The following is a 15,510-nucleotide window of genomic DNA, read 5'->3' as shown; positions in this document are numbered from 1 at the left end:
GAATCAACGGCGGCGGGCCGGTTCGGGTTCGGCCGGGTTGCCGTGGAAGCGGCGCCCGTCCGGGATGTGTTCTCCGCGCATCACCAGGGAACCGGCGCCCAGCGCGCAGCCGGGCCCCAGAGTGGTGTCGAACAGCGTGATCGCGTGCGGGCCGAGCGTCGCGCCCGCGCCGAGCGTGACCGGGCCCAGCTGCAGGACCCGGTCCTGGAAGAGGTGGGTCTGCACGACGCAGCCGCGGTCGACGACGGCGCCGTCCCCGAGCGTGACCAGGTCCGGCTCCGGCAGCCACTTCGTCTCGCACACCACACCGCGGCCGACCTTCGCGCCGTACGCGCGCAGCAACGCCGTGTGCACCGGGGTGCCGACGGCCCCGCCGCCGAGCCACCGCATCGCGAGCTCTTCGTGGAACACGGCCACCAGCTCGTTGCGCCACACGAACCCGCTCCACAGCGGGTGCCTGCCGGGCTTCACCCGGCCCTGCAGCAGCCACTTCGCCGCGACCGCCAGGAGGCCGGCGACCAGCCCGGCCGCGAGCAGGACCGGCCCGGACCACGCGACCGTCCAGCCCAGCCCCGCCCGGGCGTCGATCCGCGCCAGCGCCACGAAAACGGCGTAGGCGAGGCAGCCGCCGAGCGAGACCGGGACGAGGCGGGCCAGTTCGACGGCCGCGCGCGCCCGGACCAGCCGGCCCGCCGGTGCGCTGGTCCGGGCGGGGTCGGCGGACACCGGCTGCCGGGGGATGCGCAGCGCCGGGCGGCCGAGCCAGGACGTGCCTTCACCGGCCTCGCGCGGCGCCTGGGACAGCACACCGATCAACGAGCCCGACGGCACGACGTGCCCGGGTGCGACCTCGGCCGAGTTTCCGACGAAGGCCCGGTCCCCCACGGTCGCGACCGCGCACCGGAGGTGTCCCGCCCGCAGCCGGTAGGGCGCGACCAGGCTGTCGTCGGCGAGGAAGCTCCCGGAACCGACGGCCATCAGCCGGGGCACACCGGCCACAGTGGACGCTTCGGTGCCCCGGCCGATCTTCGCGCCCAGCAGCCGCAGCCAGCCGGGCGTGGCCAGGCTCGCGTACAGCGGGAACAGGTTCTGCCGCGCCGACGAAGCGAGCTGCTCGGTCAGCCAGGCGGCCCACGCGGCGCGGCTGTGCACCGGGTGGACGCCTTCGCGCACCCAGCGGCCCGCGAACCGGGTCATCCCGGCCGTCGACGCCGCGACGAGCACCAGGGTCGCCGGGCCGAGCACCGGCACCAGCCACCACCTCGTCGAGCCCGCGCCGGTCGTGCCGAGCCAGGCGGACACGACCGCGGCCGGCAGCACCGCGGCGAGCAGGACCAGGCCGGTGATCACCGGCGTCGCGGTGTAGGCCGCGGCCCACCACCGTGACCGCGGCGCGGGGGCCGGCCGTGACGGCGCGCCGGGAACGCTGCCCGACACGCACGTGCCGGGTTCGACGACGGCCCCGGCTCCGACGACGGCGCCGGGCAGCACCGTGGCCCGCGCGCCGACGGTCGCGCCGGGGCCCACCTCGATCCGGCCGATCCGGACCACCGCCCCCTCGACGTGCCAGCCGGCCAGATCGGCACCGGGCTCGACCGCGCAGCCCGCGCCGAACGTGCCGAGGCCGGTGACCGGCGGCGACGCGTGCAGGTCGGTGCCGGCCCCGACCCGGTTGCCCAGCAGCCGGGCGTACCCGGCGTTCCACGCCGTCCCGGGCAGTCCGCCGACCCCGGCGAGCGCGGCCACCCGTTCCGCGGCCCACAGCCGCAGGTGCGTCCACCCGCCCTTGGGGTACTCCCCCGGGCGCAGCCCGGCGGTGAGCAGCCGCGCTCCGGCGACGGCGAGCCCGACCCGGCCCGGCGTCGAGACCAGCAGCAGAAACCCGGCCGCCAGCAGCAGCCAGTGCGCCGGGGTCACCGCCGGACCGCCGAAGAGCACGTCGAACACGGCGGTGGACACCAGCACGGCCAGCAGCCAGCGCGCTCCGGTGACCCAGGCGGCCGAGGCGAACACGGCCGTCCGCGCGAACGCGGCGCTCCGCGACAGCGGGCGCACCGGCGGGAGCGGCGCCGGCCTGGCACCGTCCACACGCGACAGCACCGCGGTGAGCGCGGCCAGGGTCGGGTTCCGGTAGACGTCACCGATCGCGGCGTGCGGGTACCGGGCACGCAACGCGGAGACCAGCCGGGCGGCGGCGAGGCTGGTGCCGCCCAGGGCGAAGAAGTCCGACGCGGGCCCGGGGTGGACGCCGAGCAGGTCACGCCAGTGGCCCGCGATCCAGGCGACGTCGTCGTCCGGGTCGGCCGGGCCGTCCGGGCCCGCCGCGGGCAACGGCCAGGGCAGGGCCCGCCGGTCGATCTTCCCGGCCGGGGTCAGCGGCAGCTCGGGGAGCACGGCCAGCACCGGGACCAGGCCGTGCGGCAGGCGCCGGGCCACGCGGGCGCGGGCGGCGGCCACGTCGAACGGCCGCTCCGGCCGGTCGAGCCGCAGGTAGCCGGCGAGGACGGTGCCGTGGTGCACCGTGGCGGCCGCGGCGGCGACCCCGGGCAGGTCCAGCAGGGCGGCTTCGACCTCGCCGAGCTCGATGCGGCGGCCGCCGATCTTGACCTGACCGTCGGCGCGGCCGGCGAAGACGAGCCCGTCGGGCTCCGCGCGGACCAGGTCGCCGCTGCGGTAGGCGCGGTCCCAGCCGAGCGCGGGCAGGGGCGCGTACGCCTTCGCGTCCTTGACCGGGTCCAGGTAGCGGGCCAGCCCGGCCCCGGCGATCACCAGTTCGCCGGTCTCCCCCGGCGCGACCGGCTCGCCGTCCCGGCCCACGACGGCGACGTCCCAGCCGGCCAGCGGAAGCCCGATCCGGACCGGCTCGCCCGCGCGAAGCCGCGTCGCCGTGCTGACGACCGTCGCCTCGGTCGGGCCGTAGGTGTTCCAGACCTCGCGGCCGCCCTCGTCGAACCGCTCGGCCAGCTCCGCCGGGCAGGCCTCGCCGCCGAAGATCAGCAGCCGGACCCCGCCCAGCGCACGCGGTTCCCACAGCGCGGCCAGGCTCGGCACTGTGGACACGGCCGTGATGCCGCGCCCGGCGAGCCACGGCCCGAGGTCGGGACCGGACCGCACGACCGCCCGCGGCGCCGGCACCAGGCATGCGCCGTGGCGCCAGGCCAGCCACATCTCTTCGCACGACGCGTCGAAGCCCACCGACAGGCCCGCCAGCACCCGGTCCCCCGGGCCGAGCGGCCGCTCCCGGAGGAACAGCCCGGCCTCGGCGTCGACGAACGCCGCCGCCGCGCGGTGCGTCACGGCCACGCCCTTCGGCGTCCCGGTGGAGCCGGAGGTGAAGATGATCCAGGCGTCGTCGCCGGGCGCGGGTGGCGCCGATTCGCCCCGCGCGGGCGCGCAGGCGTGCACGGCGAGACCGCCGACGACGACCGCGCACACGCCCGCCTCGGCGAACACCACCGCGGCGCGCTCGGGCGGCTCGTCGACGTCGACCGGGACGTAGGCCGCGCCCGCGGCCAGGACGCCGAGCACCCCCGCGTACAGGTCGGCGGTCCCGGACGGCACCGACAGCCCGACCCGGTCGCCCGGACCCACCCCGTGGGCGCGGAGTTTCCGCGCGAGTCTCTCCGCCCGGTCCGCGAGCGCGCGGTAGTCCAGCACCCCGGTGCCGTCGTCGAGCGCGGGCGCGTCCGGGTGCGCCGCCACCGTCGAGGCGAACACGTCGAGCAGCGTGCGCGGCGGCGCGGCCGGGCCGCCGGAGAACCGCGAAGACGTGACCGGCCGGAACCCGGCCGCCACCGAAGGCGTCATGAACTGCTCCTGGAATGCGCGAAAGGAATCGAGGCCCAGAATGGCAGCGCGCACCGCACTGCGCAGGTGATTCCCACCACGATCTCAGCGTTCTCTCAGTACACAACGGGCGAACCGGGAATCACGGGACCAATCTTGGTTTACCCATTCTTGAAATTGCCTGCCGCGTTTCACAGAAATCGCACACTGTTCACCTTTTCGGGTGGTTCAGCGAAATCGGCGCAACCGTCGCGGCAGATAGGGTGCGGGCGCCGGCAGGTGCAGGAGCGACCCGAACCGGCCCGGGCCGAGGCCGCGCAGGGCGGCCACGGCTTGCGGCTCGTTGCGGGCGAAGTTGGCCAGCAGGCCGAAGACGGCCATCGTGACCAGCAGCGACGAACCGCCGTAGGAGATCAGCGGCAGCGTCACGCCGGTGACCGGCAGCAGGCCGACGACGTAGCCGATGTTGATCGCGGCCTGGGCGACCACCAGCAGCGTGAGCGTGCCGGCGACCACCCGGATCCACGGGTCGAGGTTGCGGCGGGCGATCCGCGTCCCGACCACCGCCACGCCCGCGTAGAGCGCGATCACCCCGGCACAACCGACGAATCCGAGCTCTTCACCGAGGAAGGCGAAGATGAAGTCGTTTTCGACGCCGGGAAGATAACCCCAGTTCGCACTGCCCTGGCCCAGGCCCCGGCCGAATATCCCGCCGTCGGCGAGCGCGTACAACGCCTGGTTCGTCTGGTATGACTCGGCCGTCGTGTCGGGCGTGGCGGAAAAGAACGACAGGACCCGCGCGAGCCGGTAGCCCGCGGTCAGGGCCAGCACGGTGAACCCGCCGCCCGCCCCCAGCAGCAGCGCCGCGAACAGCCGGGCGGGGATGCCCGCGAACCACAGCAGCCCGAGCACGACGATGCCCAGGGTGATCGTGCCGCTGAGGTTGGGCTGGGCCATCACCAGCGCGAACATCAGCAGTGCCACCGGCACGACCGGGACCAGCAGGTGCCGCCACCGGTGCAGCAGGTGCTCCTTCGCGACCAGGACGTGCGCACCCCACAGGGCGAGCGACAGTTTGGCGAACTCGATCGGCTGCACCGACTGCCCGGCGATCACGAACCAGCGTTGCGCACCGCCGCCGCTGGACCCGGCCGGGGTGAGCACGAGCACCAGCATGACCAGGGACCCGACCATCGCCGGGCTCCCGAGCGCCCGGATCCGCCGGACCGGCGCCCGCAGCGCGAGCCAGAACACGAGCGCGCCCGCGGCGACGTAGGTGACGTGCTTGGCGAACAGCCCGTACTGCCCGCCGCCCGTGCGCGGGTCGTAGGAGGAGACCGACGACGCGCTCAGCACCATCACCACCCCGACCAGGGTGAGGATCCCGGTGAGCGCCAGCACGAGGTGGAACGACGCGAGCGGCCGCGCCAGCCAGCCGACGAGCCCCTCCCGCACCGCGGCGACGCGGGACACCCGTTCCCGGGTACGTGTGGTCACGGCGTCCGGCTCCCTTGGGCATCGAGGACGACCCCGGCGAACGTGTCGGCTTCACCGCACGGATCGGCCCAGCCCGAGCGCACCTCGACGACGACGTGGCAGCGGCCGGGAGCCCGGTAGGTCACGCCCGCGAAGAACCGCGTCAGGCGTTCGGGCGGCAGCACGGCGCAGGGCCGGAACGAGTTCAGGTCCGACGGGTCGCCGAACAGGACCGCGATCGGCCGGCCGGCTTCGGGGAGCGACACGAGGCGACGCTAGCTCCCGGCGGCTGGCAAGACGCTGAGAACGCGCCACCACCCCGCACGCCGGTCACACCACAAGGGACTGTCCTCATCGGACCGGAGCCCGCTCAGGTGGCGTCGACGTCGACCGGCGGCCGCTCACCGGGGGACAGCCGGGGAGCCGGCGACGCCGGCCGGTCGTCCAGCAGGTGGCTCCGCAACGCCGCCCGGGGGTCGAAGTCACGCAGGGCCCGGAGGTCCTGCAGCGGCTTGCGCAGCTGCTCGAACTCCGGGCCCAGCTCGGCCTCCAGCTGCCGCTGGGCACCGGCGGCGAACTCACGGGCGCGCCGCGCCGCCCGCGCGACCTGGCTCACCGCGCCCGGAAGCCGTTCCGGGCCGAGGATGAACAGCGCCGCGACGAGCAGGATCACCGCATGCTCCAGGCTCAGACCGAACACGCGGTGAACCTACCCCGCCTTCGCTTAGGGAACGCTGAGTGAGGTGCACGTGAAGCTCGACGCCCGGTCCGGGTCGCCCGAGCGGTACCGGGGCCAGCCCGGGTACTCGCACAGCGGACGCGTCCGGCCGTGGCTGACGTCGGTCACGACCTGCGGCCCCGGCGACCGTCCACTTTCGACCCACCGCTCCAGCACCGTGAGCGAGTCCCAGCTCGCGGTGAACGCCGGGGTTCCGAAGTTCGCGTGGTTCGCGCCCGGGACCACGTAGTAGCGCATGAACGCGTCCGTCGCGCGGGGGCCGGCCACCGCACGCACCCGGGTGTAGTAGTCGCTCGTCGAGTACGGCGAAACCAGCTCGTCCGCCGCGCCGTGGACCAGCAGCAGCTTGCCGCCCGCGCGGGCGAACGGGCGCAGGTCCGCGTCGTTGCGGTCCTCGATCGACGACAGCGCGCTGATGCGGTCGAGCCACTTGCCCGGGTGCCGGGGGTCGAGGTCGAGCGAGCGGTAGCCGGGGTCGCGGGTCAGGAAGTACTTCACCCACTGGTCCCAGTACTGCATCCCGTAGCCGCTCGTCACCGGCATCGGGTCGGCCGGGGCCGTGGTGCCGAACCCGAGGAACGGCGTCCGCATGTCCGCCCCCGAGAGGAACGGGAAGCCCGGGTACTGCGTTTCGCCGCTCGCGACCCGGTACGGCCACCGAAACGGCGACGACATCGCTTCGACCGCGCCGATCTGCGCGTCCGACAGGCACGCCGGGCCGGTGTCCGCCCCGCCCGGGCAGCGCAGCACGCGCGGGTCGAAGCGGCAGCCACCGGGGTTGGAGACGACGTTGTCGCGGACCCCGTCCAAGCCGTCACACGCGTTGACGACGCTGGTGTAGAGGAGAGCCTGCTTGTCCGGGCCGGGGAACGCGCCCGGGCGCGACAGCACCTGGGCCAGGTAACCGAGGTCCAGCACCTCGGCGAGGTTGTTCCAGGCGGGGTAGGCCGAGATCACGCCGTCGAACGCGGCCGGCCAGCGCTGCGCCACGATCAGCGCCTCGCGCCCGCCCGTCGACCCGCCCGCGAAGTAGACCTCGCCGGGGTCGGCCGCGTAGGCGCGCCGGATGAGGAACAGGCTCGCGTCCCGCGTCTTCTTGAGCGCGTCCCCGGCGGCGAAGTTGACCAGAGCTTCGTCGTTCGCGCCGAACGAGCCGTCCAGGGACGGCGGGGACGGCGGGGACGCCGGGTTCTGCTGGTGCCCCGAGTCGCTCGCGAACGTCGCGTACCCCCGGGCCAGCGGCACCGGGGCGCCGGCGGGCCCGAACGGCACGTTCGCCGTCAGGTCCGGGATGGTGCCGTTGTAGCCGCCGCCACCGAACATCAGCGCCTTGTGGTTCCACGCCACCGGCAGCGCCAGGCGCATCTTGATGGCGGGCGCGGCCGGGTCGACCGGGAACAGGTCCGCGTCGACCTGGCAGTACGTACCCGCGGTACCGGTCGTGACCGTCGCCGCCGTGACGCGGCCGCCGGTCGTCGGCAGGCTCATCGCCGACGCCGGGATCGCCGTCCCGGTCAGCCCGGCGCAGGCCGGGCCGGTCGCGGCGGACGCGGGTGCGGCCGCCGCGCCCGCCGCCAGGACCAGGGTCGCCGCCCACACAATGCCCCTTCGCACACTGGCCTCCTCGGGGATCAGCGGTAGAGGTGCGTGCCCGGGACGGCACGCGGGTCGGACCGGACGTCGGCGGTGTTCGTCTCGGGCAGGAACCACGCGCTGGCGAACGTGATCAGCCCCATCAGCGTGATGTACCCGGCGACCGGCAGCGTGCTCCCGGTCCCCGCGATGAGCGCGGTCATCAGGAACGGCGTGCCGCCGCTGACGATGATCGCGGAGAGCTGGTAGGCCAGCGACGCGCCCGAGTAGCGCACGCCGGGGGCGAACAGCTCGCCGAGGAAGCTCGCGATCGGGCCGTAGGTGAGGCACTGGAAGACGAACCCGACCGTGACGGCGACGAAGATCAGCGGCAGCGAGGCCGTGCCGACGAGGCCGAAGTACGGGAAGCCCCACGCGGCGACGCCCAGCCCGCCGACGAGGATCAGCGGCCGGCGCCCGAGCCTGTCCGAGAGGTGGCCGGACCACGGGATGATCACCAGCATCGCCACGGAGCTGATCAGCACGGTCGCGAGCAGGCCGTCGCGCTCGAGCTTCAGGGTGCCGGTGCCGTAGCTCAGCAGGCCGGAAATGCTGACGTAGAACAGGCTGTTGGTGGCGGACAGGAGCCCGCAGCCGAGCAGGATCGTGCGCCACTGGCCGCGCACGACCCGCGCCAGCGGCGCGCGGACCGCCTCGTTCTCCGGCTTCGACGCGCCCGCCTGCAGCTCGCGGAACTCCGGCGTGTCCTCCACCTTGGCCTGGATGTAGAGGACGACCGAGAACATCACGACGCTGAGCAGGAACGGGATCCGCCAGCCCCAGGTGAGGAACGCGCTGTCCGGCATCAGGCCACTGGTGGCCACGAAGATCAGGTTCGACAGGATCACGGCGACGGGAACGCTGGTCTGGCCGAAGGTCCCGGCGAAGCCACGCCGTTTCGGGCCGGCGGATTCGGTCAGCAGCAACACGATCCCGCCCCACTGACCGCCGGTGGCCAGCCCCTGCACGAAGCGGAGGATCACCAGGAGCGTCGGTGCGAGCGAGCCGACCGCGGCCGCGCTGGGCAGGCAGCCGATCAAGAACGTCGCGGCGCCCATGATCGCCAGGCAGCCGACGACGACCGGCTTGCGCCCGTACCGGTCGCCGAGGTGCCCGGCGAGCACCCCGCCGACCGGCCGGGCGACGAAACCCGCCCAGAACGTGCTGAAGGCGAGCAATGTCCCCGTCAGCGCCGAAGAATGCGGGAAGAACACCTTGGGGAACACCAGCGCGGCCGCGGTGCCGTAGAGGAAGAAGTCGTACCACTCGATGGAGCTGCCGACGAGGCCCGCGGCCAGCAGCTTGCGGAACGCCCGGCGGGGCGTGGCGGGCGAGCCGGCGTCGGCGCGGCCGGGCTGCCCTTCGGGTTCGGTTACGGGGATTGCCATGGAGGCCGCCTTCGTCGGTGAAGCGAGGCACGTGATGGCGGTCATGCTAAGTCGCCGTTACGCTGCGGCCTGAGGTGTGGACCACCCACTCCTCACGGCCCGCCGGTGGCGGTTTCCCCCACCGGCCGCCGCGGGAAGGAGGGCATCGTGGCCCCAGAGGCGGAACCGGCTCCGCTCGTGCGCCGGCAGCGGGAGCTGGCGTCGTTGTACGCCACCGTCAAGTCGCTCACCGCGCTGGGCGGCCTCGACGAGGTCCTGCAGTCCATCGTGCACCACGCCCACGACCTGATCGGCACGGACTTCACCTACCTGTCGCTGGTCGGCGCGGACGGCCGGCTGTCGGCCCGCGCCTCGGAGGGCACGATCTCCGCCGAGTTCCTCGCCGCGGCCATCCCGGCCACGGTCGGGCTCGGCGGCAAGGTGCTGGCGTCGCGAAGCCCGCATTGGGTGCGCGACTACGCCCGGTCCGACCGCATCCGGCACGACGCGAACTTCGACCGGCTGGTGGGCACCGAACGGCTCGTCGCGCTCCTCGGGGTGCCGCTGGTGATCCGGGGCGAAGCGGTCGGCGCGCTGTTCGCCGCGGACCGCGCCGAGCGGTCGTTCGAAGCGGCCGAAATCGCGCTGCTGAACGCGTTCGCCGACCACGCCGCGGTCGCGCTCGACAACGCCCGGCTCTACGAGGCGAGCCGCACCGCCCTCCAAGAGCTGCAGGTCGCCTACCGGAAGAGCGAGCGGGCCCAAGGGATCCACGAAGCGCTGACCGGGGTCGTGCTGGCCGGCGGCTCCCCCGGCGAGGTCGCGCAGCTGCTCGCCGACCAGCTCGGCGGCAGCGTCACCCTCCTCGACCGGGCCGGCGCGGCCGGAGCCCGCTGCGCGTCGGCGTCGAACCCGTGCCCGGCGCCGTCGGAGGACGGCTTGGCCGAGGCCGTCGGCGAAGCCCGCCGGTCGGGCCGCTGCACGACTTCGGTCGACGCCGGCGGGGTCGCGTGCAGCGTCGCGGCGATCCAGGCCGGCGACAGCTACCTCGGTGCCCTGGCGTGGAGCCGGAAGGGCGCGCCCGACGACGTGGACGTGCGGACCCTCGAGCGCGCCACGCACATCCTCGGGCTGCTCATCCTCAAGGAGCAGGCGGTGGCCGAGGCGAGCGAACGGCTGAGCGGCGAGCTCCTGACCGAGCTCATGGTCGGCAGCCCGGGGATCAGCGCGGCGCAGCGCGCCCGCACCCGGGCCCGCGGGATCGACGCCGACCGGCTGGACCTGGTGCTCGTCGCGGAGTCCGCCGCGGTGTCCCCGACCGACCTCGCGCGGCACCTGCACGACGTCGCCCGCGACCGGTCGGGCCTGGCCGGGGAGCACCTCGGGCGGGCCACGCTGATCCTGCCGAGCACCGACGACGACCGGACCGCCGAAGAAGTCCACAGTGGACTCCGGCGCCGGGTCGGCGGCCCGGTGCTCGTCGTCGGCGAACGCGCGGCCGGCCACGACTGGGCGCGGGCGTTCACCCTGGCGGGCCGCTGCGGTGGCGTGCTGCGGGCGCTCGGGCACACCGACCGGGGCGTCACGACCCGCCACTACGCCTTGTACGCCTTGGTTTTCGACCCCGAGCGGGCCGGTGAGCTGGACCGGTTCCTGGCCGCCTCGATCGGCCCGCTGCTGGAGTACGACGAGCGGCGGGGCACCGACCTCGTCGGCACCCTCACCGCGTACTACGTGCACCGCGCCAACGTCGCGGCGACGGCCCGGGCACTGCACGTGCACGTCAACACCCTGCTCAAGCGGCTGGACCGGGCGGACACCGTGCTCGGCCTCGACTGGCGCCACGACAACGACCTGGAGCTGCAGCTCGGGCTCCGGCTGCACCGGCTCCGGGCGGCGGCCCCGTCCTGAGCGTCAGGCGATGCGCGCCGAATCGCGCAGGGCCGTCTTCGACAGCTTCCCGGTGCCGGTCTTGGGAAGCACGGGCAGGAACACGAACTCGTCGGGCAGCCACCACTTCGCGACCAGCGGCTCGAGGTGCCGCAGCAGCTCGTCCGCCGTGGTGGCGCGGCCTTCGCGCAAGGCGACGTAGGCGACCGGGCGTTCCATCCACCGCGGGTCCGGGCGGCCGACCACCGCGACCTCGGCGACGTCCGGGTGCGCGGCGATGGCCCCCTCCAGCTCGACCGACGAGATCCATTCGCCGCCGGACTTGATCAGGTCCTTGATCCGGTCCACCAGCCGCAGGTAGCCGTCGGGGCCGAGGGTGGCGAGGTCGCCGGTGCGCAGCCAGCCGTCGCCGGTGAAGCTCGACGCGGCGTCCACCCGGTAGTAGCCGCCGGCCACCCACGGACCCGCCACCTGCAGCTCGCCGACGGCCTCGCCGTCGCGCGGCAGCTCCCGGCCGGTCTCGACGTCGGCGATGCGCACGTTCACCAGCGGCAGCGGCTGCCCCTGGGCGGCCCGGACGGCGACCTGCTCGGCCGCGGACGCGTCCCGGTGCTGGGTGCGGGTGCCGCCGATCGCGCCGACCGGGCTGACCTCCGTCATCCCCCAGGAATGCGTGATGGGGACGCCGATCGCGGCCCGGTAGGTCTCCGAGAGCGCCGGCGGCACGGCGGACCCGCCGCCGAGGAGGAACCGCGTGGCGCTCAGGTCGTGGTCCGGCAGCCGCGGGGCGAGGCTCGTCCAGACCGTCGGGACGGCCCCGGCGACCGTGACCCGCTCGGCTTCCATCAGTCCCAGCAGGTGCGCCGGATCCGCGGACGGGCCGGGCAGGACCAGGGACGCGCCCGCCATCATCGCGCCGTAGGGCAGGCCCCAGGCGTTCGCGTGGAACATCGGCACGATCGGGAGCACGACGTCGCTTTCGCGGAGGCCGATGAGCCCGGCCGCCAGGGTGCCCAGGCAGTGCAGGACCGTCGAACGGTGGCTGTACAGCACGCCTTTCGGCGCTCCGGTCGTGCCGGAGGTGTAGCAGAGCCCGGACGCCAGGTGCTCGTCCTCGAGCGTGAAGGCGTCCTCGAACGAGCCGGTGAACGGTTCGGCCGCGGCGAGCAGCTCGTCGTAGCCCGTGACGCGCGGGTCCACCGGGATCGGCGTGTCGGTGCCGTCGGGCAGCACGACCCAGTGCCGCACGCGCGGCAGCCGGCCCGCGCTCGGCCAGATCCGCGGCAGCAGCCCGCGGTCGACGAACACGACGTCGTCCCCGGCGTGCTCGACGATGTATTCGAGGTGCTCGGCCGAGAGCCGGATGTTGACCGAGTGCAGCACCCGCTTGGTGGCGGGCACCGCGAGGTACAGCTCGAGGTGCCGCCGGTGGTTGCTCGCGAAGGTCGCGACCCGCGCGCCGGCCGGGACTTCGAGCGCGTCCAGGGCGGTGGCGAGGCGGCGGGCGTGGCCGGCTACGTCGGCGTAGGTGAGCCGTTCGCCACCGGCGGTCACGACGGCCTTGTGCGCGAACAGCCGCTCGGCGCGGTCGAGGATGTGGGCGAGGGTGAGCGGCCGGGGCTGCATCAGCCCGGTCGGGGGTTCGCTCGCGGCTCGCGGCTGCTCGGGCATGGACGCCCCTTTCGGTCGGCGGGCGGGCGCGAGTCACCGTAAGTCCGCTCCGGGCCGCGGGAAGAGGGCGGAAACTTCCACTCCTCGCCCCGGTCCGGCGGCGGTTACCTCCACCGCCCGCGACCGGCCACCGTTGGGCGGTACGCCGCCGCGCACCCCTGCCGGACGATGAGGCGATGGATGTCCAGCCCGTTCCCTACCCCGTCGCGGACGCCGTGGCGCTGCGCCCCCACCCGCGGTTCGCCGAGTTCCGGAAGTCCGGGGCGCCGGTACGCGTCACGATGCCGTACGGCGGCGACGCCTGGCTGGTGACGCGCTACGAGCAGACGCGGTTCGTGCTGTCGGACCCGCGGTTTTCGCGCGCCGCGGCGGCCGGGGCGGACGTGCCGCGCGGGCGGCCGGGCCTCGAACCCGCCGGCAACCTGCTGGCGATGGACCCGCCGGAGCACAACCGGATCCGGGCCTTGGTGGCGAAGGCGTTCACCGTCCGCCGGGTGGAGGGGCTGCGGCCGCGGGTCCAGGAGATCGTCGACTCGCTCCTCGACGGCGTCAGCCCGCCCGTGGACTTCGCCTCGGCCGTGGCGTGGGAACTGCCCGTGCAGGTGATCAGCGAACTGCTCGGCGTGCCGCCGGGTGAACGCCGGATGGTGCGCGAATGCACCGAAACCCTGGTCGCCTCCGGCGGAAGCGTGACCCCCGCCGACGTCACCGAGGCACGCGGAAGGCTCGCGGGCGCGTTGAACACCTTGATCACGCAACGCCGGGCCGAGCCGGCCGACGATCTCCTGACCGCGCTCGTCGCGGCGCGAGACGAAGGGGATCGCCTGTCGGACAACGAACTGCTCATGCTCGGCGTGGCCCTGCTGGCGGGCGGGCACGAGACCACGGCGAACCTGACCGGCAGCTTCCTGGTGGAGCTGCTGTCCGACCGCGAACGGTGGACGGCGCTCGTCGCCCGCCCCGAGCTGGTGCCGGCGGCGGTGGAGGAACTGCTGCGGTTCGTGCCGCTGGCGACGGTCGCGGACCTGGCGCGGATCGCCACGGAGGACCTCGAGGTCGGCGGCCAGGCGATCCGGGCGGGCGAGGCCGTCCTGGTCCAGCTGGACTCGGCCAACCGCGACGAATCGGTGTTCGCGTCGGCCGGGGACCTGGATTTCACCCGCGTGGTCAACCACCACGTCGCGTTCGGCTTCGGCGTGCACCACTGCATCGGCGCGCCCCTGGCGAGACTGGAGCTGCGGGTCCTGCTGTCGACACTGGTCCGCCGCCTGCCGGACCTGCGTCTCGCGATCCCCGCGGCCGACCTCGAGTGGCGGCGCGACGGCTTGATGCGCGGCGTCACGAGCCTGCCCATCACATGGGATCGCTACCCAGAGTGAGCAACACCCGAAGAAACCTCACGATCGCCACCGCCGAAAACCGAGCTGTTTTCGGCAAATCCGGTCCCGTACCAGTCCGCGTGATCACTCTGTGTATCGGGGTGTGACTGGGCGCGCATGATCATCGCGGTAGGTTTCCCGGCGTTCCCGGGGACCCGACGACGCGTCCCCGCCCACTCCCTCCGCCCGGCGCGCACCCCGTGGTGCGCGCTGTTCGCCGTGCCGAAAGGAAGTTGCTTGACCGCCACGACGTTGACACAGGTGCTGCGCGAGACCCACCCCGTTGCCGGGACCACCCGGCTGATCGTGCGGTGGGACCGCGAAACCGGCTGGGCGCACCTGGCCATCGCCGTCCCGGGCAGCGGACCCGCCTGCTTCGCGGGGTTCCACCGGTTCGCCGGCGGGAGCGCCGAAGCCGTCGCCGCCGAGCTCGCCGCCGCCGGGTGCGTGTCCGCTCCCCCGCTCCACCTCGACGACACCCTCTCGGAGATCGAAGCCGTGCTCCCGGAGGTGACCGCGGATGCGCGTCGATGACCTGCACCTGACCGGGATCGGCAGCGACGTCGGTGCGCTGACGCCGGCCGCGGTCCCGCTCGCGGCCGGCGAGTTCACCGCCGCCGAGGCCGAGCGGACCGGTCAGCTCTCCACCGCCGTCGCCGTGGTGCACGGCCCCGAGCTCGCGGTGCGCGCGGGCCGGGAAGCCCTGCGCCGGGCCGAATCCGCGGCCGGCGAACCGGTCTGGCCGACGCTGTGCCTGCACGCCGGGATCTACCACCCCGGCATCGACTTCTGGCACGCCGCGTCCTACGTCCGCGACCGGCTGAGCATCGGCGCCGGCCCCGGGCTCACCCTGGAGCTCGGCGCGATGAGCAACAGCGTCGTGGCGGGCCTGGACGTCGCGGCGAGCGTGCTGCACGGCCGCCCGGACCACGAGGCCGCGCTCATCACCGCCGGCGACCGGTTCGGCGGGCCCGGGTTCCCGCACTGGAGCACCGACACGGGCATCGTCTACGGCGACGCGGGCAGCGCGGTCGTGCTCTCGCGGCGGCCGGGCCTGGCGCGCGTCCGCGCGATCGCCTCCTACACCGATCCCTCGCTGGAGGGGTTGCAACGCGGCGACGAACCGTTCCGCACGGCCAGCGTCACGGCGCACCGGTCGCTGGACATCCGCCGCCGCAAGCGCCAGTGGCTCGCCCGCCACGGCGGCCCGGCGCACGTCGACACCCGCAACGCGGACGGCGTGACGGCGGTGGTGAAGACGGCGCTGTCCGACGCCGGGGTCGACCTGCCGGACATCGTGAAGATCTGCGCCCCGCACTACGGCCGCCGTCTGGTCGAGACGCAGATCCTGCGCCCGCTCGGCATTCCCGAGGACCGCACGATGACCGAGCTGGGCCTGCGGGTGGGCCACCTCGGCGCCAGCGACCAGATCGTGGCGCTGGACCACCTGCTCCGCACGGGCGAAGCCGGTCCGGGTGACCACGTGCTGCTGCTGGGCATCGGCGTCGGCATGACGTGGACGGCCGTCGTGCTGCAGCTCGGCCCCACGGCCGCGCTCTGACGGTCCGCC

Annotated in this window: 11 protein-coding genes; 4 read left to right on the top strand and 7 right to left on the bottom strand. The window is 74.3% G+C overall.

Features of this window, described 5'->3' with window-relative positions; translation table 11 throughout:
- Positions 1 to 3 precede the first annotated feature (3 nt).
- From ACWEN0_RS35415 to ACWEN0_RS35390, 6 genes are all read right to left on the bottom strand, one after another.
- Positions 4 to 3,807 (bottom strand): Pls/PosA family non-ribosomal peptide synthetase, encoded by a 3,804-nt coding sequence (locus ACWEN0_RS35415; protein WP_451983687.1) that lies wholly within the window; start codon positions 3,805 to 3,807, stop codon positions 4 to 6.
- A 207-nt stretch (positions 3,808 to 4,014) separates the two neighbouring features.
- Positions 4,015 to 5,283, bottom strand: coding sequence for an FtsW/RodA/SpoVE family cell cycle protein (locus ACWEN0_RS35410; RefSeq protein ID WP_451983685.1), 1,269 nt, complete (start codon positions 5,281 to 5,283; stop codon positions 4,015 to 4,017).
- Complete coding sequence (locus tag ACWEN0_RS35405; RefSeq protein ID WP_451983683.1) at positions 5,280 to 5,528, bottom strand: hypothetical protein; 249 nt, start codon at positions 5,526 to 5,528, stop codon at positions 5,280 to 5,282. The genes ACWEN0_RS35410 and ACWEN0_RS35405 overlap by 4 nt, the downstream gene beginning before the upstream one ends.
- A 104-nt stretch (positions 5,529 to 5,632) precedes the next feature.
- Positions 5,633 to 5,962: a Sec-independent protein translocase TatB gene (locus ACWEN0_RS35400; protein WP_451983681.1), complete on the bottom strand. Its 330-nt coding sequence runs from the start codon at positions 5,960 to 5,962 to the stop codon at positions 5,633 to 5,635.
- Positions 5,963 to 5,986: 24 nt separating this feature from the next.
- Positions 5,987 to 7,489 carry a tannase/feruloyl esterase family alpha/beta hydrolase gene (locus ACWEN0_RS35395; RefSeq protein ID WP_451983887.1) on the bottom strand — a complete coding sequence of 501 codons (1,503 nt, stop codon included), beginning with the start codon at positions 7,487 to 7,489 and terminating at the stop codon, positions 5,987 to 5,989.
- A 143-nt stretch (positions 7,490 to 7,632) separates the two neighbouring features.
- Complete coding sequence (locus ACWEN0_RS35390; protein WP_451983679.1) at positions 7,633 to 9,021, bottom strand: MFS transporter; 1,389 nt, start codon at positions 9,019 to 9,021, stop codon at positions 7,633 to 7,635.
- 147 nt (positions 9,022 to 9,168) lie between these two features.
- Between ACWEN0_RS35390 and ACWEN0_RS35385 the strand changes: the two genes are divergently transcribed.
- Positions 9,169 to 10,911, top strand: coding sequence for a helix-turn-helix domain-containing protein (locus ACWEN0_RS35385; RefSeq protein WP_451983677.1), 1,743 nt, complete (start codon positions 9,169 to 9,171; stop codon positions 10,909 to 10,911).
- A 3-nt stretch (positions 10,912 to 10,914) separates the two neighbouring features.
- Here ACWEN0_RS35385 and ACWEN0_RS35380 read toward each other — a convergent pair whose 3' ends face one another.
- On the bottom strand, positions 10,915 to 12,561 hold the full coding sequence (locus ACWEN0_RS35380) for a long-chain fatty acid--CoA ligase (RefSeq protein ID WP_451983675.1): 1,647 nt from the start codon (positions 12,559 to 12,561) through the stop codon (positions 10,915 to 10,917).
- A 176-nt stretch (positions 12,562 to 12,737) separates the two neighbouring features.
- Between ACWEN0_RS35380 and ACWEN0_RS35375 the strand changes: the two genes are divergently transcribed.
- From ACWEN0_RS35375 to ACWEN0_RS35365, 3 genes are all read left to right on the top strand, one after another.
- The gene (locus ACWEN0_RS35375; protein WP_451983673.1) at positions 12,738 to 13,940 is read left to right on the top strand and encodes a cytochrome P450; all 1,203 of its coding nucleotides are present in this window, start codon (positions 12,738 to 12,740) and stop codon (positions 13,938 to 13,940) included.
- A gap of 237 nt (positions 13,941 to 14,177) precedes the next feature.
- Positions 14,178 to 14,474, top strand: a complete 297-nt coding sequence (locus ACWEN0_RS35370) for a hypothetical protein (protein ID WP_451983671.1) — start codon at positions 14,178 to 14,180, stop codon at positions 14,472 to 14,474.
- Positions 14,461 to 15,501, top strand: coding sequence for a ketoacyl-ACP synthase III family protein (locus ACWEN0_RS35365; protein WP_451983669.1), 1,041 nt, complete (start codon positions 14,461 to 14,463; stop codon positions 15,499 to 15,501). Before ACWEN0_RS35370 ends, ACWEN0_RS35365 begins: the two co-directional genes overlap by 14 nt.
- The last annotated feature ends 9 nt before the right edge of the window (positions 15,502 to 15,510 follow it).

This window comes from Amycolatopsis sp. NPDC004378 (genome assembly GCF_053602455.1).
The sequence above is the reverse complement of the archived record's forward strand: the minus strand, read 5'-3'. Positions and strand labels throughout refer to the sequence as shown.

What these genes read in the sequence shown, in the direction of transcription:
- ACWEN0_RS35415 (WP_451983687.1), bottom strand. Translation starts at nt 3,807, where the DNA reads ATGACGCCTTCGGTGGCGGCCGGGTTCCGGCCGGTCACGTCTTCGCGG.
- ACWEN0_RS35395 (WP_451983887.1), bottom strand. Translation starts at nt 7,489, where the DNA reads ATGAGCCTGCCGACGACCGGCGGCCGCGTCACGGCGGCGACGGTCACG.
- ACWEN0_RS35390 (WP_451983679.1), bottom strand. Translation starts at nt 9,021, where the DNA reads ATGGCAATCCCCGTAACCGAACCCGAAGGGCAGCCCGGCCGCGCCGAC.
- ACWEN0_RS35380 (WP_451983675.1), bottom strand. Translation starts at nt 12,561, where the DNA reads ATGCCCGAGCAGCCGCGAGCCGCGAGCGAACCCCCGACCGGGCTGATG.
- ACWEN0_RS35375 (WP_451983673.1), top strand. Translation starts at nt 12,738, where the DNA reads ATGGATGTCCAGCCCGTTCCCTACCCCGTCGCGGACGCCGTGGCGCTG.
- ACWEN0_RS35365 (WP_451983669.1), top strand. Translation starts at nt 14,461, where the DNA reads ATGCGCGTCGATGACCTGCACCTGACCGGGATCGGCAGCGACGTCGGT.